The following is an 18961-nucleotide window of genomic DNA, read 5'->3' on the forward strand; positions in this document are numbered from 1 at the left end:
GCCCGGTTGCGGGTCGTGGCGAGCCTGACCATCGCCGAGCAGCTGGCGCCGGCGTGGATCGCCCGGTTCCGCCGGGAGCAGCCCGGTCACCAGGTGCGGCTGGAGGTGGCCAACAGCGAGCAGGTGCTGGAGCGGGTGCTGAGCGGCGAGGTGCCGCTGGGGTTCGTGGAGTCACCGTCGGTGCCGCAGGAGGTCTCGGTCGCCGCGGTCGGGCTGGACCGCCTCGTGGTCGTCGTGGCCCCTGAGCACCCGTGGGCCCGGCGTACCAGCCCGTTGACCCCCACCGAGCTCGCCGCCGCCGAGCTGGTGCTGCGCGAGGAGGGCTCGGGCACCCGGCGCACCCTGGCCCGCGCGCTCGCGCGCGCCGACGCCCCGCTGGGCGAGGGCCACCTGGAGCTGGCCAGCACCGCCGCCGTGCGCGCGGCCGCGCTGCAGGGCGACCTGCCGGCGGTGCTCAGCGAGCTGGGCGTGGCCGACCAGCTCGCCGCCGGCGCCCTCGTCGAGGTGCCCGTCGACGGGCTCGACCTCAGCCGCACGCTGCGCGCGGTGTGGCTGCCGAGCCGGCGCCCGAGCGGCGACGCGGCGCGTCTGCTCCGCATCGCGCGGGCCGCTGCGGGGGCGTAGCCAGAAGCTCCATGGAGGAGCACGATGGCGCCATGAGCACCGAGGCACCGGCACCGCTGGAGACGCTGCGCGAGGACTGGGAGCGGCTGCTGTGCGTGGTCGCCCACCCCGACGACCTGGAGTTCGGCGCGGCCGCGGCCGTCGCACGGTGGACAGGCCAGGGCAAGCAGGTCGTCTACTGCATGGTGACCAGCGGCGAGGCCGGCATCGACGCGATGCCGCCCGAGGAGTGCCGCCCGGTCCGGGAGGCCGAGCAGGTCGAGTCGGCGCGGGTCGTCGGCGTCGACACGGTCGACTTCCTCGGCCTGCCCGACGGCGTCCTGGAGCACGGCGTGCCCCTGCGCCGCGCGATCGCCGAGGCGGTGCGCCGGCACCGGCCCGAGGTGGTGCTGACCGGCAACTTCCGCGACACCTGGGGCGGGGCCAACCTCAACCAGGCCGACCACATCGCGGTCGGCAGGGCGGTCCTCGACGCCGTGCGGGACGCGGGCAACCGCTGGGTCTTCACCGAGCAGCTCGTCGAGGGCGGCGGGTCGCTGGAGAAGTGGGGCGGGGTCGGAGAGGTGTGGGCCTTCGGGTCACCCCAGGCCACCCACGCCGTCGACACCACTGCGACCTTCGACGCCGGCGTGGCCTCCCTCGAGGCGCACCGGGCCTACATCGACGGCCTGGGGTGGGAGCACTTCGACCCCCGGGAGTTCCTCGAGGGGATGGCCCGCGCGACCGGGCAGCGGCTCGGCTGCGCCTTCGCCGCGCCCTTCGAGGTGTTCCCGATGGGTTGGGGCGAGTAGGGCCCCGGCGGGGCGGGCCCGGGATACGACGCATCCCATTTCCTGCTTACTGGCCAGTAAGCAGGAAATGGGATGCGGAGTAACCCGCCTCAGCCCAGGTCGGTCAGCAGCTGGTCGAACGCGGTCTGGCTGGAGTCGCGCAGGAAGCCCGAGCAGCGCTCCCACTCGTCGGTCTCGCCGATGGCCTGGGCGGCCAGGGCCAGCAGCGCCAGGCACATGAGGAACCCGCGGTTGGGCTCGTGCTCCCACGGCACCGGACCGTGGCCCTTCCAGCCGTTGCGGCGCAGCATGTCCAGCGAGCGGTGGTAGCCGACCCGGGCGTAGGCGTAGATCGTGACGGGGTCCGACTGGTCCTCCGCGGCCTGGCCGGCCAGCGCGGCCCAGGCGAACGGGCTGGCGGGGAACTGCTTGGCGACGGCGTACTTGTCCTGGCCGGAGGCCAGCGCGGCCGCGGCCGGGTCCTCGGGGAGGTGGGTGGGCGGCGGGCCCGCCATCAGGTCCTGTCCGATGCTCATGGGCGCCATGGTGCCAGGCGCCCCTGACCCCGGACGCAGTCGTGCCCCTCAGCGGGCGCCATGGCGCGCGCTGAGGGGCACGACTCGGTGCTCCGGTGCTGCCGGGGCGCTCAGCCCAGCGAGCGACCCGCGGAGCGGAGGTTCTCGCAGGCCTCGACAACGCGGGCCGCCATGCCGGCCTCGGCGGCCTTGCCCCAGGCACGCGGGTCGTAGGCCTTCTTGTTGCCGACCTCGCCGTCGACCTTCAGCACGCCGTCGTAGTTCTGGAACATGTGCGCGGCGACCGGACGGGTGAAGGCGTACTGGGTGTCGGTGTCGACGTTCATCTTCACCACGCCGTAGTCCACCGCGTCGGAGATCTCCTGGGCGGTCGAACCCGAGCCGCCGTGGAAGACCAGGTGGAACGGCTTGGCGCCGGCCTCGAGACCGAACTCGCCGACCACGGCCTCCTGGGCCTGCTTCAGCACCTCGGGGCGCAGCTTGACGTTGCCCGGCTTGTAGACGCCGTGCACGTTGCCGAAGGTCAGCGCGGTCATGTAGTAGCCGCGGTCGCCGTAGCCGAGCGCCTTCGCGGTCGCGATGGCGTCCTCGGGGGTGGAGTAGAGCTTCTCGTTGATCTCGTTCTCGACGCCGTCCTCCTCGCCGCCGACCACGCCGACCTCGATCTCGAGGATGATCTTGGCCGCGATGCACTTCTCCAGCAGCTCGCCGGCGATCGAGAGGTTCTCCTCCAGCGGCACGGCCGAGCCGTCCCACATGTGCGACTGGAACAGCGGCGCCTCGCCGCGCTTGACCCGCTCCGCGGAGATGTCGAGCAGCGGGCGGACGAAGCCGTCGAGCTTGTCCTTGGGGCAGTGGTCGGTGTGCAGCGCGACGTTGACGGGGTAGTTCTTGGCCAGCTCGGCGGCGTACGCCGCGAACGCCACCGACCCGGTCACCATGTCCTTGCGCGTGGGGCCGGAGAGGTACTCGGCGCCACCGGTGGAGACCTGGATGATCCCGTCGGAGCCGGCGTCGGCGAAGCCCTGCAGCGCCGCGTTGAGGGTCTGGCTGGACGAGACGTTGATGGCGGGGAAGGCGTAGGCGCCGGCCTTCGCGGCGTCCAGCATCTCGGCGTACTTCTCAGGGGTGGCGATGGGCACGTGGCGCTCCTCGGGTGGGGTCAGACGCCGCTCACCCTAGTAGGAAGGGTCCGTGGTCTCGATGGGTCGTCCGTCCCTTTCCCCCCGCCCGCCCCTGCCCCGGTCGCTGCGCACGTCCGGCCGCCGCTCGACGTCGGTCCGGTCCGCCGACGAGGCGTGGGCGGTGCTGGCGGGTGCCGGCCACGGCCGCCACTGGTACGTCGATGCCGCACCTTTCGTTGTCCGCGGAGCCCTCGACCGGCTGGCCCTCGGCGGTGGTCGCCGTTGGCCCGTGGCCGACGGGCCGCTGCTCCGGGCCGGTGACCGCGCCGGCTTCTGGCGGGTCCTGGCCGCCGGCACCACCGCGACCGGGCACCGGCTGGTGCTGGAGGCCGCGGTGCGGGCGCCGGGCCGGGTGGTCCTCGAGCTGCGCGTGGACCGGCACCCCGCCGGCTGCACCGTCGACCTGGCGATCACCTTCGAGCCGGACGGTCTGCTCGGGGCCGCCTACCTGCTCACCGACGTCCCTGCCCGCGAGGCGGTCGTCGAGCTGACCCACCGGCGTCTCCTGGCCGACCTGCGGAGGGTGTGAATCCGGTCCCAGAACCCGCGGGACCCGTCACCACGCCGGCTGCCGTGCGTTGCGCAGTCATGGCCCCCCTCCGCCGCCCCCTCCTCGCCGCCGCGGTCGGCTCCGCCGCGCTCGCCGCCTCGCTGCTCGCCCCGAGCCCCGCCGCGGTCTCGACCGAACGCCCGTGGACGCCGCAGTTGGTGCGCGTGCACGCCGACCCCGACGCCGTGGGTGCGCTGGGGCTCGACCTCACCGAGCACGGCGGCACCGAGGGCGTGGACGTCGTCCTGCACACCGCCGCCGAACGCGCCCGCCTGGACGCCTCCGGCCTGGCCTCGGAGGTGCTGGTCCCCGACCTGCTGGCGCGGGAGGCCGAGCGCAACCGCCTCGACGCGGAGTACGCCGCCCGCACGGTCCGCTCCCCGCTGCCGTCGGGCCGCACGTCGTACCGCACCCTCGAGGACTACGAGACCGAGCTGCGCGACCTGGCTCGCGAGCACCGCTCGCTCGTGCGGCACCTGACGCTCCCCGAGCCCGGCCTCGACGGCCGCGAGGTGCACGGCGTCGAGATCGCCCACCGGGTCCGGCGCCCTGCCGACGGCCGCCCCACCTTCGTGATGCTGGGGCTGCACCACGCCCGCGAGTGGCCCTCGGCCGAGCACACGATGGAGCTCGCCCACGACCTGGTGGCGCTCGAGCGCACCGACCGCGACGTGCGCCGACTGCTGCGGCGCGTGCGCGTGGTCGTCGTGCCCGTGGTCAACCCCGACGGGTTCGACCTGTCTCGCACCTCCGGCGGGCTGATCGACCTCAACGTGCTCCACCCCCTCGACCCGAGCGGCACCCTGCTGCCGGTCGCCACGCAGGTGCTGACCCCGGGCCTGGCCTACCTCCGCAAGAACTGCCGGCTCGTCGCCGGCGTCGACACCCCCGACGGCACGTGCGCGGCGATGCTGACCACCCCCGCGGGCTTCGGCCTCGGCGTCGACCTCAACCGCAACTACGGCCAGTGGTGGAGCGGCCCGGGCGCCGCCGGCGCCACCCCGAGCGTCACCGAGCTCCACGCCGGGTTGCTCGACCCGCGCCACCACGGCGCGGACGCCTTCTCCGAGCCCGAGACCCGCAACGTCCGCGACCTCGTGCTGTCGCGCCAGGTCACGACCCTCATCACCAACCACACCTCCGGCAACCTCGTGCTGCGCCCGTGGGCCGGGGCTCCCGACCACGTCACCGACGGCGGCGTGCCCCTCGGGCTGGCCCCCGACGAGCGGGCGTTGCGACGCCTCGGCGCGCGGTTCGCCGCCGAGAACGGCTACACCAACCAGCGCAGCCACGAGCTCTACGACGGTGTCGGCACCACCGAGGACTGGGCCTACGCCGCCACCGGCGCGTTCGGGTTCACCTTCGAGATCGGGCCCACCGAGTTCCACCCGCCCTTCGAGGACGTCGTCGACGAGTACGTCGGGGCCGACCGCCCCGGCGGCGGCAACCGCGCGGCGTACCTCATCGCCCTCGCGCACGCAGCCGACACCCGCGCCCACGGGGTCCTGGCCGGCCGGGCGCCCGCCGGCGCGACGCTCACCCTCACCCGCGACGCCTCGACGACCACCTGGGAGGGGTCCAGTCCGGCCCGGCTCCGGACCACCCTGGTCGTCCCCCGCTCCGGCCGGTTCACCTGGCACGTCAACCCGTCGACGCGCCCGACCTCGCAACGCACCGAGAAGTACCGCCTGACCTGCGACGACGGGCGCGGGAAGGCCCGGGCGACGAGGGTCCGCGTCGACCGCGGCGAACAGGTCCGCCTCACCCTGCGGCGCTGCTGAGCGCGCGGCGCCGCTCGGGCAAGGCGCGTGAGGCGCACCTCAGGTGCGTGACCTGACGGCCGATCCCGCGTTGACATCTCCAACCCGCCATCCCCTGACTCGGGACACCCCAGGAGCTCGACGATGAACCGCCGAACCCGCGCCCGCCGCACCGCCCTCGCGGCGACCGCCACGCTGGCCGCCCTCGCCCTCGCCCCTCTCACGGCGATCGGGTCCGAGGCCGCCACGACCTCCCCCGCCAACGTCTTCCGGCCCCAGCTGGTCAAGGTCGACACCCCCACCCGCGCCGACAAGATGGTGCTGTCCAAGCTGGGTCTGGACCTCACCGAGCACGCCGGCCACGACTACGTCGAGGTCGTCCTGCACTCGGCGACCGACCGTGCGCTGCTGCTGGCCGCGGGCCTGACCTACGACGTCGAGATCCCCGACCTCGTCGCCCGGTCGCTGGAGGTCTGGAAGAGCGACGAGGCCTACGCCGACTCGGTCCAGCGCAGCCCGCTGCCGTCCGGTCGCGACGGCTACCGCACGCTCGAGGACTACAACGCCGACATGGCCGACCTCGCCGAGCGGTTCCCCCAGCACGTCAAGATGTTCGAGCTCAACCACCCCACCCTCGACGGTCGCACCGTCCAGGCCGTCGAGATCGGCCAGGGCGTCAAGGGCCCCGACACCGGCAAGCCGACCTTCGTGCTGATGGGTCTGCACCACGCCCGCGAGTGGCCCTCGGGCGAGAACGCGATGGAGTTCGCCATCGACCTGGCCGAGGGCTACGGCAAGAACAAGCGCACCACCAAGCTGCTGAAGAAGGGCCGCGTGATCGTGGTCCCGGTGGTCAACGCCGACGGCTTCGACCTCTCGCGCACCGACGGCGAGTTCGTCGACCTGCGCGCCCTCGACGGAGGCGGCACCGTCTCCATCCTCGGCACTCCCGGCCACGCCTACATGCGCAAGAACTGCCGCCTCATCGACGGGGTCGACACCCCCGACGGCACCTGCGCCCTGCAGGTGACCACCAACGGCGGCTTCCTCCTCGGCGTCGACCTCAACCGCAACTACGGGGGTTTCTGGGGCGGCCCGGGAGCGGCCGGCAGCACGCCCAACCTCACCGAGGTCGAGGCCGGTCCCCTCGACCCGACCTACCGCGGCGCGGCCCCGTTCTCCGAGCCGGAGACCCAGAACATCCAGGAGCTGGTGCGCAGCCGCCAGGTCACGATGCTCATCTCCAACCACACCTTCGGCAACCTGATCCTGCGCCCCAACGGCGTGGCCCCGTCCACCATCGGCCCCGACGGCCTCCCGGTGGGCGACAGCCCCGACGAGAAGGGACTGAAGAAGGTCGGCGCCAAGATGGCCGCCCAGAACGGCTACTCCAACCAGCACGGCTGGCAGCTCTACGACACCACCGGTACGACCGAGGACTGGTCCTACAACGCCACCGGTGGCTACGGCTACACCTTCGAGATCGGCCCCGACGAGTTCCACCCGCCCTTCGAGGACGTCGTGGACCAGTACCTCGGTGCGGGCGAGTACGCCGGCAAGGGCAACCGCGAGGCCTACTTCATCGCCCTCAAGCACGCCGTCGACACCAAGTACCACGGTGTCCTCAAGGGCAAGGCCCCCAAGGGCGCCACGATCCGCCTGCGCAAGGACTTCGACTCCCCGACCTGGGACTCCAGCTTCGAGGACTTCGTCGACTCCTCCATCACGGTGGGCAAGAAGGGCACGTTCAGCTGGATCGTGAACCCCTCGACCCGTCCCGTGGTCATGGGCAAGAAGGTCGACGAGCTGGCCGACGCCCCGTTCGCCTCGGAGACCATCGAGGGCTCGGTGACCATCCCGGGCATCGGCACCGCCACCCACGAGTACGTCGCGAAGAAGGCCTCGGACGTCCTGCGGGTCGACCTGACCTGGCCGACCCCGGACGACCTCGATCTCGCGGTCTACCTCAAGAAGGGTGACGAGCTGGTCGAGATGGGCACCTCGGGCAACCTGCCGGGCTCCGGCGAGGCCGTCGAGATCCCGGACGCCCCGGCCGGCACCTACGTCATCGAGGTCATCAACTACGCCTCGGTGACCCCGTCCTACACCGTCGAGGTCGGCCAGTTCTCCGCGAAGTCCTCGAAGGTGAAGGGCATCAAGGAGCGCTACGTCCTCACCTGCGAGGTCGACGGCAAGGTGGAGAGCAAGAAGAACCTCTACATCGACCGCGGCCAGGTGAAGAAGTTCGACCTGCGGCGCGCCTGCCGCTGAGCCCCTCCCTCCCCGACGCACGCCGGGTCGGACCCTCGTGGTCCGGCCCGGCGTCGCGTTCGGCCCTGCGCTGCCGGCTAGCGCTGGCGTGGGACGTCCTACGCCCAGCGGAAGCGGACGTCCTGTGAAGTCTCAGGACATCGCTGACAGTGGAAGTCTCGCCCGTATGACGTCCCGGTGGTCGAGCAGGGCTCAGCCGCGCCAGGTGTCGTCGTGGGAGAGGTCGGCGTGCTGGACGACCCAGGTGTGCATCGCGATGGCGGCCGCGGCCGAGGCGTTGATGGACCGGGTCGAGCCGAACTGGGCGATGGAGAAGGTGGCGTCGCAGGCCTCGCGGGCGGCCGCGGAGAGCCCGGGCCCCTCCTGCCCGAACAGGAAGCAGACCTCCCGCGGCACCGCGAGCGTCTCCAGGTGCGCGGAGCCGGGCAGGTTGTCCACGCCGTACAACGGCAGGTCGCGCTCGCGGAGGTAGGCCGAGAGGTCCTCGACCGTGGGGTGGTGCCGCACGTGCTGGTAACGGTCGGTGACCATCGCGCCCCGGCGGTTCCAGCGGCGGTTGCCGACGATGTGGACCTCGGCGGCGAGGAAGGCGTTGGCCGAGCGGACGACGGTGCCGATGTTGAAGTCGTGCTGCCAGTTCTCGATGGCGACGTGGAAGCCGTGGCGGCGGGTGTCGAGGTCGGCGCGGATCGCCTCCATCGACCAGTAGCGGTAGCGGTCGACCACGTTGCGACGGTCGCCGTCACGCAGCAGCGCTGGGTCCCAGTGCTCGCCCTCGGGCCACTCGCCGGGCCAGGGGCCGACGCCCACCTCGTCGGGACCGTGCGGCATCGGGTCGTACGGCGCTCGCCGACCGTCCTCGGCCGGGGACCGCTCCTCGGCGGGCTCCGCCGGTCCCGCCGAGGGGTGCTCGATTCGCGACACCCCCGCACGGTAGTCGGGGGTGCTGGCTAGGCTGAACGGGTGATGGGGATCGAGCCGCTCCTGTTCGGCATCGAGTTCCTCGACCTGGAGTGGTGGCTGGGTCATTTCGGGGAGGCGCTCTTCTGGATCAGCCTGGCGGTGCTGTTCGTCGAGTGCGGGCTGCTGTTCCCGTTCCTGCCCGGCGACACCCTGCTGTTCAGCATCGGGCTGTTCATCGCCACCGAGCAGATCGACCTGTTCCCCGGCGGTGTCGCCACCGAGCTGACGATCGCGATGGTCCTGATGGTGCTGGCCGCCTTCGCCGGCAACGTTGCCGGCTACGAGATCGGCCGCCGGATCGGCCCCCCGCTCTACGAGCGCGACGGACGGTTCCTGCGCCGCAAGCACTTCGACCGCACCCACGAGTTCTTCGACGAGCACGGCGCGGTCGCGCTGGTGCTCGGCCGGTTCGTGGCCTTCGTGCGCACCTTCATCACCGTGGTGGCCGGCGCAACCCGGATGGACCGCGGCATGTTCTTCGTGTGGAGCTTCGTCGGCGCGGTGCTGTGGGTCGTCGGCATCACGCTGCTCGGCTACTTCCTCGGCAACATCAAGTGGCTCGGCGACAACCTCGACTTCGCGCTGCTCGCGATCCTCGCGGTCTTCGCGATCCCGCTGGTCATCGAGTGGCGACGCGAGCTCGCCAGGTCTCGAGGCTGAGCAGCGCGGCTACGACGGCCGCCCCGAGCAGCATCAGCAGCACCGGCCCGCCCACCGGGTCGTACGGCGCCAGCAGCGCCCCCGGGCCGTGCGCCTCCCCCGCTGCGCCCTCGGGCACCTCCTGCCAGGGCCACAGCGCGCGCAGCGACCCGGCCAGCAGGCCAGACATCACCAGCAGCGTGGTGCGGCGGTGCGCGTGCAGCAGGTGCCGCAGCACCGGCACGAAGACCACGAGCCCGCTGATCGCACCCACCGCGAAGACCCCCACGTAGACCAGGTCGCGGGAGTCGACCGCGTCCAGGGTGGTCGTGTAGAGCCCGACCGTCAGCAGGAAGAACGACCCGGAGACCCCGGGCAGCACCAGCGCGCAGATCGCGACCGAGGCTGCGAGGGCGACCAGCACCAGCGGCGGGTCCGCGGTCGCACCCGAGCCGGCCAGTCCCACGACCACGAAGGCGACCACGGCCACGGCGACCACCAGCAGCGCGTCGGCCCAGCGCGGCCGGGTCGCCTCGGGGAGCATCCGGATCGGCACCAGGATGCTGACCAGCACCAGGCCGAAGAACAGCCCCCGGGCGTGCTCGGGGTGGTCGGAGACGAAGGACTCCATGACGCCGGCCACCGTCAGCACCGCGGCGCCCATGCCGACCAGCACGGGCAGGACCAGCCACCAGTCGGTGCGCGCGAGCTCGGTCCGCAGCGCGGCGGTCCGGCCGGAGACGCCCTGCCGGGCGGCGCCGATCACGTGCGACGCGGAGTCGATGAGCTCGTCGTAGACGCCGGTCACCAGCGCCACCGTGCCCCCGCTGACGCCCGGGACCAGCTCGGCCATCCCGATGAGGAAGCCCCGGAGCAGGTCGAGCGGGAGCAGGGCCCGCGAGCGGCGTACCGGCTCGGCGGTGACGTCGGAGGCGGTCATCAGCCGGCGGCCTGGGACGCGGCGTCGAGCTGGGCGCGGGTCAGCACGGGGCGCACCTCGAGGCCGACGTCGGCCAGCGGGTTCTCGCCCTCGGGGCTGCGGTCGATCGCACAGACCACCGTCTCCACGATCGCGCCGGCCGCGCGCAGCTCTCGCGTCGCGTCGCGGACCGCGCCACCGGTGGTGATCACGTCCTCGATCAGCGTGATCCGGCGGCCGGACACGTCGGGGCCCTCGGCGAGCTTGCAGGTGCCGTACTCCTTGGCCAACTTGCGCACGAACAGCGCCGGCGTGCCCGTCAGCTGCGCGACCATCGTCGCGATCGGCACGCCGCCGAGCTCGAGCCCGCCGAGCAGCTCGGTGTCCTCCGGCAGCAGCGGCACCATCTGCGTCGCGACCCGCTTGAGCAGGGCGGGGTCGGCCTCGAAGAGGTACTTGTCGAAGTAGGTGTCGGCCACCTGCCCCGAGCGCAGCGTGAAGGTGCCGGTCAGGCGGCAGCGGGCGTCGATGTCGGCGGCCAGCGCCGGGTCCGTGGCGTTCGCGTCGGTCACGGGGGACATTCAACAGGGCGCGCAGGCGGCCGTGTCTACGGTGGTGGGCATGGTGGCCCCCGCTGATCGTCCGCTGCTCGCCTCCCGCCTGGCCGGGATCCCGCCGACGATCTTCTCGGAGATGTCGGCACTCGCGGTGCGGACGGGGGCGGTCAACCTCGGTCAGGGGTTCCCCGACGTCGACGGCCCCGCCTCGGTCGTCGAGCGCGCGGTGGAGGCGCTGCGCGAGGGCGCGAACCAGTACGCCCCCGGCATCGGCGTGCCCGCGCTGCGCCAGGCGATCGCCCGGCACCAGCAGCGCCACCACGGCATCGAGCTCGACCCCGACACCGAGGTCTGCGTGACCACCGGGGCGACCGAGGGCATCGCGGCGGCCCTGCTCGCGCTCGTGGAGCCCGGCGACGAGGTGGTGGTGCTGGAGCCGTCGTACGACTCCTACGACGCGATGATCTCGATGGCCGGCGGGGTACGCCGCGGGGTGACGCTCCGCGCGCCCGACTTCCGCCCCGACCCCGACGAGCTGCGCGCGGCGATCACGCCCCGCACCCGGATGATCCTGCTCAACACCCCGCACAACCCGACCGGGACCGTGCTGACCCGCGAGGAGCTGCAGGCCGTCGCCGACGTCGCGACCGAGCACGACCTGCTGGTGGTCACCGACGAGGTCTACGAGCACCTGGTCTTCGACGACGCCCTGTCGGCAGAGGGGCACGTGCCGCTGGCGAGCCTGCCCGGGATGCGCGAGCGGACGCTCACCCTCTCCAGCGTGGGCAAGTCGTGGTCCTTCACCGGCTGGAAGGTCGGGTGGGCCACCGGCCCGGCGCCGCTGGTCGCCGCCGTGCTCGCGGCCAAGCAGTGGCTGACCTTCACCTCCGGCTCGCCGCTGCAGCCGGCCGTCGCGCACGCACTGGACCACGAGGCCGACTGGCCGCTCGAGCTGGCCCGCGACCTGCAGGCGCGACGCGACCTGCTGCTCGACGGGCTGCGCTCGGTGGGGCTCGCGCCCCGCACGAGCGAGGGCACCTACTTCACCGTCACCGACGTCGAGCACCTCGGCTGGGAGGACGGGCGGACCTTCAGCCTCGGCGTCGCCGAGCGGGCCGGGGTCGTCCCCATCCCGCTGCAGGGGTTCTTCTCCGACGACCCCGCGGCCGGGCGGCACCTGGTGCGGTGGGCGTTCTGCAAGACCGGCGAGGTGATCACCGAGGGGATCCAGCGGCTGGCGTCGGCCGACCTCGCCCGCTGACGCTGTCCCGAAGGGGGTCGTGCCCCTGAACGGGCGTCAGGGCGCCCGCTCAGGGGCACGACTCGTTCAGCGGCGGTACCACTCCCGCACCTCGGGCCTGATCAGCAGCGCGAGGGTGCCCGAGGACGCGGCGAGGGCCACGACGGCCACCAGACCGCCCAGCACGGTGACGGCCAGGAAGAGGCCCGCGGCCAGGCCGGCGGAGATGCAGAGCAGGATCCAGGCCCACGAGCGGCCGACCCAGGCGAGGACCGCGAGACCGGCAGCCAGGAGCGCCCACAGCGCGAAGCCGCCCAGCACCACGAACAGCGCGATCCGCACCTGCTCGACGGTCACCTCGGCGGCCATGGCCGGCTGCTCGTCCATCGCGCGCTGGATCTCGTCGTCGACCAGCGACGGGTCGATCGCCATCGCGACCACGCTCAGCCCGAGCCCGAGCAGCACCATCGCGCAGGTCACCCAGGTGATCACCAGCCCCGCGCGCAGCGGCTGCGGAGCGGGCCCTCGCGGGGCGCGGTCGCCGGCGGCGTACGGCGAGAGCTGCTGGGGCCACGCACCACCCTGCGGCCCGGGGAACTGGCCCGACTCCTGACCGGGCTGCTGGCCGAAGCCGGTGTAGGGCGCGGGGCCGTCGGGCCGCCCCTGCGCGGGACCATCCGTGGGGGCGTCCTGCGGCGGGAGCGGCGGGGGCCAGCCGGCGGCCGCGGCCACCAGGGAGGTCGCGAAGCCGCCGGTGACGAAGCCGAGGAGGAACAGCGGCACCGCCAGGACCGTGAGCGCCAACCGGGCGGAGCGGCTGCGCTGCATCACCTGCCAGCCCAGGATGGCGGTGGCCGCGGCCAGCGCGCCGGTCACCGTCGCGAGCAGGCGGACGACGTCGAGGACGGAGGTGACCTCGAGGTCCAGCGCGTGCAGCGGCGGGTTCGCGAGCAGCTCCTCGATGCCGCGGCGGGTGTCGAGGGAGTCCAGGGAGCCGATCTGGGCGAACACGGAGAGGATCACCAGGACCGACCCGAGGATCGTCACCCAGCCGGCCATCGTCACCTGGCGGGGGCGGTCGTGGGGGTTCGGCACGGCCCCATTCCAGCAGACCGCTGGGTGCGCGCCGCGCCCAGCGTCGTACGCCGGGTGCCGGTCGTGCCCCGGTCACGCCCCACCGACGCCCGGTCCGTCCGGCTGGACGGGCACGGGGATGATGGGCGGGTGCTCCCGGACTCCCTCGGCGACGGCCGCGCCGCCGCCCTGACCGCGGACTGCTCGGCGTGCACCGGGCTGTGCTGCGTCCTGCTGCCCTACCGCCGCGACGACGGGTTCGGGGCCGACAAGCCCGGCCAGGTGCCGTGCCGGAACCTCCTCGCCGACGACCGTTGCGGCATCCACGCCGACCTGGTCGAGAAGGGATGGTCGGGCTGCGCGACCTTCGAGTGCTTCGGTGCCGGGCAGCACCTCACGGCGGTCACCTACGGGGGCCGCTCGTGGCGCGAGGTCGAGGACCTCGGCGAGATGGCGGCCGTCCTGTCCGCTCAGCGGCTGCTCCACGAGATGCTGCTGCACCTCGAGGAGGTCGAACGGCGCTCCCCCGACCCTGCCGCGGCGGCACTCGCCGAGCAGCTGTGGACCCTCCGCGACGCCCCGCCGCTGGAGCTGCTGACCGCCGACCTCGACGAGCTGCACGAGACCTGCGGGGAGCTGCTGGGGGCCGCCTCGCGCCGGGTGCGCGGACCCGGACGCCCGGACCACTCCCGAGCGGACCTGGCCGGCGCCGACCTCCGCGGGGCGGACCTGCACGGCGCCGGCCTCCGCGGCGCCCTGCTGATCGGGGCCGACCTCTCGGGCGTCGACCTCGGCCCCGCCGACCTGCTGGGCGCCGACCTGCGCGGTGCCGACCTGCGCGGCGCCCTCGTCGACGACGCACTCTTCCTCTCCGGCCCCCAGCTCGCCGCCGCCCGCCGCTGAGTCGGGGCGTCCCGCCGCTGAGGTGGGGACGCGGACGGCCGGGCGCACCCCCGGCGGCGGGTGGCGGGATTGGCCCCCCTGGAGCGACGAAGGAGTGGAAGGGGTGGATCCCGGCGCCGGGGGTGCGCCCGGACGGGAGCGTTCCCGCCTCCGAGCGCACCGGACGGGTGCGCCTCAGCCGGCGGAGAGGACCAGCCCGTCGTCGCCGACGTCGACCGACACCGTGCCCCCGTCGGTGACCTCGCCGCTGATCAGCATCCGGGCCAGCGGGTCGCCGATGGCCGACTGGATCAGCCGGCGCAGCGGGCGGGCGCCGTACGCCGGGTCGTAGCCGACGTCGGCCAGCCAGGTCCGCGCGGCGTCGGAGACGGCGATGCTGATCCGGCGCACGGCCAGCCGCTTCTCCAGCAGCGCGAGCTGCAGGTCGACGATGTGGGTCAGGTCGTCCTTGGACAGCGCGTCGAAGGTGACGATCTCGTCGAGCCGGTTGAGGAACTCCGGCTTGAAGGCCGACCGCACGACCGCCAGCACCGACTCCTTGCGCTTCTCCGGGTCCAGCAGCGGGTCGACGAGGTGCTGAGAGCCCAGGTTGCTGGTGAGGATCAGCAGCGTGTTGCGGAAGTCGACGGTGCGGCCCTGGCCGTCGGTGAGCCGACCGTCGTCGAGCACCTGCAGCAGGATGTCGAAGACCTCGGGGTGGGCCTTCTCGACCTCGTCGAGCAGGACGACGGAGTACGGGCGGCGGCGGACCGCCTCGGTCAGCTGACCGCCCTCGTCGTAGCCGACGTAGCCCGGAGGGGCACCGACCAGCCGCGAGACCGCGTGCTTCTCGGAGTACTCGCTCATGTCGATCCGCACGATCGCCCGCTCGTCGTCGAACAGGAAGTCCGCCAGCGCCTTCGCGAGCTCGGTCTTGCCGACACCGGTCGGGCCGAGGAACAGGAACGACCCCGTGGGCCGGTTGGGGTCGGAGATCCCGGCCCGCGAGCGGCGTACGGCGTCGCTGACGGCCGTGACCGCCTCACGCTGGCCGATGAGCCGCTCGCCGATGACCGCCTCCATCTCCAGCAGCTTGGTGGACTCGCCCTCCAGCAGCCGGCCGGTGGGGATGCCGGTCCAGGCCTCGACGACGTCGGCGATCTGCTCGGGGCCGACCTCCTCGCCGACCAGCGGCTCGAGGTCGCGCTGCTCCGCGGAGTCGGCCGCGGCGGCGATCTGCTTCTCCAGCGCGGGGATGCGGCCGTAGAGGATCTCGCTGGCCTGGCCGAGGTCGCCCTCGCGCTGCAGCCGCTCGGCCTCGATGCGCAGGGCGTCGAGCTGGCGACGCAGCTCGCCCTCGCCCTCGAGCGTGGACTTCTCCCGCTCCCAGCGGGCCTCCAGGCCGCGCAGCTCCTCCTCGGCGTCGGCGAGGTCGGCGCGCAGCGCGGCGAGCCGCTCGACCGAGGCGTCGTCGGTCTCCTTGGCCAGTGCGAACTCCTCCATCTTCAGCCGGTCGACGTGGCGGCGCAGCTGGTCGACCTCCTCCGGCGAGGACTCGATCTCCATGCGCAGCCGCGAGGCGGCCTCGTCGATGAGGTCGATGGCCTTGTCGGGCAGCTGACGGCCGCTGATGTAGCGGTCGGACAGGGTGGCGGCAGCGACCAGCGCGGCGTCGGTGATGCGCACCCCGTGGTGCGCCTCGTACTTCTCCTGGATGCCGCGCAGGATCTGGATGGTGTCCTCGACGCTCGGCTCGCCGACCAGCACCTGCTGGAAGCGCCGCTCGAGCGCGGGGTCCTTCTCGATGCGCTCGCGGTACTCGTCGAGGGTGGTCGCACCGATCATGTGCAGCTCACCGCGCGCCAGCATCGGCTTGAGCATGTTGCCGGCGTCCATCGCGGAGTCGCCGCCGGCGCCCGCACCGACGACGGTGTGCAGCTCGTCGATGAAGGTGATGATCTGCCCCTCGGCGGACTTGATCTCCTCGAGCACCGCCTTGAGCCGCTCCTCGAACTCGCCGCGGTACTTCGCGCCGGCCACCATCGCGGCCAGGTCGAGCGACAGCACCCGGCGGCCCTTGAGGGAGTCGGGGACGTCGCCGTCGACGACGCGCTGGGCCAGCCCCTCGACGACGGCGGTCTTGCCGACGCCGGGCTCGCCGATGAGCACCGGGTTGTTCTTCGTACGCCGGCTCAGCACCTGCACGACGCGGCGGATCTCCGCGTCGCGACCGATGACCGGGTCGAGCTTGCCCTCCTCCGCGGCGGCCGTGAGGTCCACGGAGTACTTCTCCAGCGCCTCGTAGGTGTCCTCGGCGTCCTGGCTGGTGACGCGCCGGCTGCCGCGCACGGCGGTCAGGCCCTCCCGCAGCCCCGCCTCGGTCAGCCCCACGTCGGTGAGGACCTTCTGCGCGCTGGACTCGGTGCCGGCCAGCGCGATGAGCAGGTGCTCGGTCGCGACGTAGTCGTCCTTCATCGAGGCGGCCAGGTCGAGCGCGGACGCCAGCACGCGCGTGAGCGCGGCCGAGGCCGCGGGCTGCTGCACGGTGGCACCGCTGGCGCGGGGCAGCTGCTCGAGGGCACTGCGCGCACCGGCGACGAGCGCGGCCGCGTCGACACCGGCCTTGGTCACCAGCGAGCGGGCGACGCCGTCCTCCTGCGACAGCAGCGCGACGAGCAGGTGGATGGGCTCGGTGGCCGAGTGGCCGGCCGAGGTGGCAGTCACCTGCGCGGTCTCGATCGCCTCCCGGCTGCGGGTCGTGAACTTGTCGGCACCGAACTGACTCATGGGCGTCTCCTCCTGGACGGCTGGACCGAGTGTGTCTCTCACCTGCTGCAACGCGGCGCAAGTTGAGTCTGTTCCACTCAACTCATGTGAATTCTCGAAAACATGGCCCGTTCGTGTCCGCCCCTCCCCTCCGATCGACCGAGTCGTGCAGGGCGCGTGAGGAAAGTGTCCATTCCCCTCGCCCGACCGCCCGGACGCGCCTACGGTGTGGAGCAGGCCACCTCGCCTGGGGAGACGGGGTGTGGGAGGGAGACCCCGTGACTGCCTGGTCGCACGAGACCCTGACGCTGCTCGCGCACACGGTGCACTACGCGCTGGTGGCCGGCGGCCTCGTCGGGCTGGGGTGGCTGCTGCTGCCCCAGCTGGTGACCCCGCTGGTGACCCCGTTGACGACCCCGCCCGCGGCACGCGACGCGGGGCCCGCCGCCGACGCCGCTCCCGGCGACCCGTTCGAGGCACGCGTCGCCGCGCTGCGCAGCGCCGCCGCCGCCGGCCGCCTCGCGACCCTCGAGGCCTCTGTCCCCCTCACGGCCCGCCCGGCCGCGCCCCCCCGCCCACTGCCCCGCGACGTGGCGCTGCTGCTCCCCCTGGCCGTCGTGACGAGCACGGCGGCCGCCGGCGTGCACGCCGCCATGGGCCCCCTGCACTTCCGCGAGGCCACGCTGTTCGGTCTCTTCTTCGCTGGCGCGGCGCTGGCCCAGCTCGGCTGGACCACGCTCGCGCTGCGCTCGGTCACCCCCGCCCTGCTGCGGGCCGGGGTGGCGGTCAATCTCGGGTGCGTCGTCCTGTGGGCGGCCACCCGGGCCTGGGGACTGCCCCTGGGCCTGATGCCCACGCCCGAGCCGGTCGGTCCCTGGGACCTCGCGGCCGCCGCGTGGGAGCTCGGGGCGGTCGCCGCGTGCGCAGCACTGCTGCGTGCCCGTCCACCCACGTCGTACGCCGGTCTCCGGCTGCCGGCGTGGGTCGACTGGCACCGCGGGGCGGCCACCACGGCCGTCGTGTCGGTCCTGGCGTTGCTGGTGCTGTCGCTGAGCGGGGCCGGCGGATGAGCCCACGGCCCCCGACCACCCCCCGCAGCAGCCCACCCGCACGCACGAGACGACCGGTCCACCCGACCACGACGAGGAGGAGGTGACGGCCATGGAGCCCTGGGTCATCGGCATGCTCTGCAACGGCATCATCACCGTCGCCTACCTGCTCATCTCCTTGGCGATCACGGTCCCGCTCGCGCGGTCGGGCCAGCTGCGCAGCAACCCGCTCGGTGCGGCCACCGCCTCCATCTTCTTCTCCTGCGCCGTCCACCACGGCATCCATGCCGTGCACATGGCGCTGCCGTCCCTGGGCATAGACGACCCGCAGGGCTACGCCATGCGCGAGGCCTGGGACTGGCCGCTCTCGCTGTGGGACGTGGTGGGCGCGGTCGTGGGCGTCTACTACTGGACGCTGCGGCGCAACTACTCCTCGCTCATGGAGGGCGCCCAGCTCTTCCAGGACCTGCGCCAGCGCGAGCAGCAGGCCCTGGAGCTCAACGACACCGTCCTGCAGGGCCTGGTCGTGGCCAAGATGGCCCTCGATCTCGACGACCACCAGCGGGCCCAGGAGTCGCTCGCCGTCTCCATCGACGCCGCGAGCCGGATCATCACCGACCTCCTGGGCAACAGCCACCACGCCCTCGACCTCGTCCGCAGCAGCGCCGCCACCGTGGGCGCTGACGCCTCACCGACCCCGTCGGTCGACCCCGGACCCGGCGACGACCGACCGCATCAGAAGGACCCTGAGAGGCCATGACCATGAGCCCCGCCACCCGCTTGCGACCGCTTCGCACGGTCATCATCGACGACACCGCTGACCTGCGCGACCTGCTGCGCCTCGCCCTCAACCGGGGCGGGTTCGACGTCGTGGGCGAGGCCGGCGACGGCAAGGCCGGCATCGACCTCGTGCGCACCGAGCACCCCGACGTGGTCCTGCTCGACCTGTCGATGCCGGTGATGGACGGCCTCGAGGCGCTGCCGACCATCCGCCGCACCGTGCCCGGCGCGAAGATCATCGTCCTGTCCGGCTTCGGCGCCACCCAGATGTCCGAGCGGGCCCTGGCCAACGGGGCCGACGGCTACGTGCAGAAGGGCGCCTCGCTCGACTCGATCCTCGACTACGTCCGGGACATGACCGCGGGCACCAAGCCCCGGCCCTCCCGCTCCCTGTCGG

The 18961-nt window shown here is 73.1% G+C and carries 18 protein-coding genes; 11 read left to right on the forward strand and 7 right to left on the reverse strand.

The window, feature by feature from the left end; genetic code table 11:
* Together A6R01_RS12130 and A6R01_RS12135 are read left to right on the forward strand one after the other, a co-directional pair.
* On the forward strand, nucleotides 1–624 hold a 624-nt coding region (locus tag A6R01_RS12130), incomplete at its 5' end, for a LysR substrate-binding domain-containing protein (RefSeq protein ID WP_292606200.1).
* A gap of 32 nt (nucleotides 625–656) precedes the next feature.
* Nucleotides 657–1415 carry a PIG-L deacetylase family protein gene (locus tag A6R01_RS12135; protein WP_292606202.1) on the forward strand — a complete coding sequence of 253 codons (759 nt, stop codon included), beginning with the start codon at nucleotides 657–659 and terminating at the stop codon, nucleotides 1413–1415.
* 89 nt (nucleotides 1416–1504) lie between these two features.
* Here A6R01_RS12135 and A6R01_RS12140 read toward each other — a convergent pair whose 3' ends face one another.
* Together A6R01_RS12140 and fbaA are read right to left on the reverse strand one after the other, a co-directional pair.
* Entirely contained in the window at nucleotides 1505–1930 is a 426-nt protein-coding gene (locus tag A6R01_RS12140) for a DUF3151 domain-containing protein (protein WP_292606204.1), read from the reverse strand.
* 110 nt (nucleotides 1931–2040) lie between these two features.
* Nucleotides 2041–3072, reverse strand: coding sequence for a class II fructose-bisphosphate aldolase (fbaA, locus tag A6R01_RS12145; RefSeq protein WP_292606206.1), 1032 nt, complete (start codon nucleotides 3070–3072; stop codon nucleotides 2041–2043).
* 61 nt (nucleotides 3073–3133) lie between these two features.
* On the opposite strand from fbaA, the gene A6R01_RS12150 reads away from it, so the two are divergent.
* From A6R01_RS12150 to A6R01_RS12160, 3 genes are all read left to right on the forward strand, one after another.
* Nucleotides 3134–3643, forward strand: coding sequence for a DUF2867 domain-containing protein (locus A6R01_RS12150; RefSeq protein ID WP_292606208.1), 510 nt, complete (start codon nucleotides 3134–3136; stop codon nucleotides 3641–3643).
* A gap of 59 nt (nucleotides 3644–3702) precedes the next feature.
* A complete protein-coding gene (locus A6R01_RS12155; protein ID WP_292606210.1) occupies nucleotides 3703–5445 on the forward strand; it encodes a M14 family zinc carboxypeptidase in 1743 nt (580 codons plus the stop codon).
* Nucleotides 5446–5568: 123 nt separating this feature from the next.
* Entirely contained in the window at nucleotides 5569–7695 is a 2127-nt protein-coding gene (locus A6R01_RS12160; protein ID WP_292606212.1) for a M14 family zinc carboxypeptidase, read from the forward strand.
* A 192-nt stretch (nucleotides 7696–7887) separates the two neighbouring features.
* On the opposite strand, the gene A6R01_RS12165 is transcribed toward A6R01_RS12160, so the two are convergent.
* Nucleotides 7888–8526: a TrmH family RNA methyltransferase gene (locus A6R01_RS12165; protein ID WP_292606232.1), complete on the reverse strand. Its 639-nt coding sequence runs from the start codon at nucleotides 8524–8526 to the stop codon at nucleotides 7888–7890.
* Between the two features lie 135 nt (nucleotides 8527–8661).
* On the opposite strand from A6R01_RS12165, the gene A6R01_RS12170 reads away from it, so the two are divergent.
* The gene (locus A6R01_RS12170) at nucleotides 8662–9318 is read left to right on the forward strand and encodes a VTT domain-containing protein (protein ID WP_292606234.1); all 657 of its coding nucleotides are present in this window, start codon (nucleotides 8662–8664) and stop codon (nucleotides 9316–9318) included.
* Here A6R01_RS12170 and A6R01_RS12175 read toward each other — a convergent pair.
* Nucleotides 9278–10237 carry a DUF368 domain-containing protein gene (locus A6R01_RS12175; RefSeq protein ID WP_292606214.1) on the reverse strand — a complete coding sequence of 320 codons (960 nt, stop codon included), beginning with the start codon at nucleotides 10235–10237 and terminating at the stop codon, nucleotides 9278–9280. The genes A6R01_RS12170 and A6R01_RS12175 overlap by 41 nt on opposite strands.
* Entirely contained in the window at nucleotides 10237–10788 is a 552-nt protein-coding gene (gene pyrE, locus A6R01_RS12180; RefSeq protein ID WP_292606216.1) for an orotate phosphoribosyltransferase, read from the reverse strand. Before pyrE ends, A6R01_RS12175 begins: the two co-directional genes overlap by 1 nt.
* A gap of 49 nt (nucleotides 10789–10837) precedes the next feature.
* Here pyrE and A6R01_RS12185 point away from each other — a divergent pair, with 49 nt between their 5' ends.
* Nucleotides 10838–12034 carry a pyridoxal phosphate-dependent aminotransferase gene (locus A6R01_RS12185; protein ID WP_292606218.1) on the forward strand — a complete coding sequence of 399 codons (1197 nt, stop codon included), beginning with the start codon at nucleotides 10838–10840 and terminating at the stop codon, nucleotides 12032–12034.
* Nucleotides 12035–12100: 66 nt separating this feature from the next.
* Here the strand turns inward: A6R01_RS12185 and A6R01_RS12190 are convergent, their stop codons facing one another.
* Entirely contained in the window at nucleotides 12101–13108 is a 1008-nt protein-coding gene (locus tag A6R01_RS12190) for a proline-rich domain-containing protein (protein WP_292606220.1), read from the reverse strand.
* A 129-nt stretch (nucleotides 13109–13237) separates the two neighbouring features.
* Here A6R01_RS12190 and A6R01_RS12195 point away from each other — a divergent pair, with 129 nt between their 5' ends.
* On the forward strand, nucleotides 13238–13990 hold the full coding sequence (locus A6R01_RS12195; RefSeq protein WP_292606222.1) for a pentapeptide repeat-containing protein: 753 nt from the start codon (nucleotides 13238–13240) through the stop codon (nucleotides 13988–13990).
* 174 nt (nucleotides 13991–14164) lie between these two features.
* Here A6R01_RS12195 and clpB read toward each other — a convergent pair whose 3' ends face one another.
* Nucleotides 14165–16756, reverse strand: coding sequence for an ATP-dependent chaperone ClpB (gene clpB / locus A6R01_RS12200; protein WP_292606224.1), 2592 nt, complete (start codon nucleotides 16754–16756; stop codon nucleotides 14165–14167).
* A gap of 257 nt (nucleotides 16757–17013) precedes the next feature.
* Here clpB and A6R01_RS12205 point away from each other — a divergent pair, with 257 nt between their 5' ends.
* From A6R01_RS12205 to A6R01_RS12215, 3 genes are all read left to right on the forward strand, one after another.
* Nucleotides 17014–17805: a hypothetical protein gene (locus tag A6R01_RS12205; RefSeq protein WP_292606226.1), complete on the forward strand. Its 792-nt coding sequence runs from the start codon at nucleotides 17014–17016 to the stop codon at nucleotides 17803–17805.
* 91 nt (nucleotides 17806–17896) lie between these two features.
* On the forward strand, nucleotides 17897–18544 hold the full coding sequence (locus A6R01_RS12210; RefSeq protein ID WP_292606228.1) for a hypothetical protein: 648 nt from the start codon (nucleotides 17897–17899) through the stop codon (nucleotides 18542–18544).
* Nucleotides 18541–18961 (forward strand): response regulator transcription factor (locus tag A6R01_RS12215; protein WP_292606230.1); only part of this gene is annotated, 421 nt, incomplete at its 3' end. The genes A6R01_RS12210 and A6R01_RS12215, both read left to right, overlap by 4 nt.

The organism is Nocardioides sp. REDSEA-S30_B4 (assembly GCF_001627265.1).
Lineage (GTDB): Bacteria > Actinomycetota > Actinomycetes > Propionibacteriales > Nocardioidaceae > Nocardioides.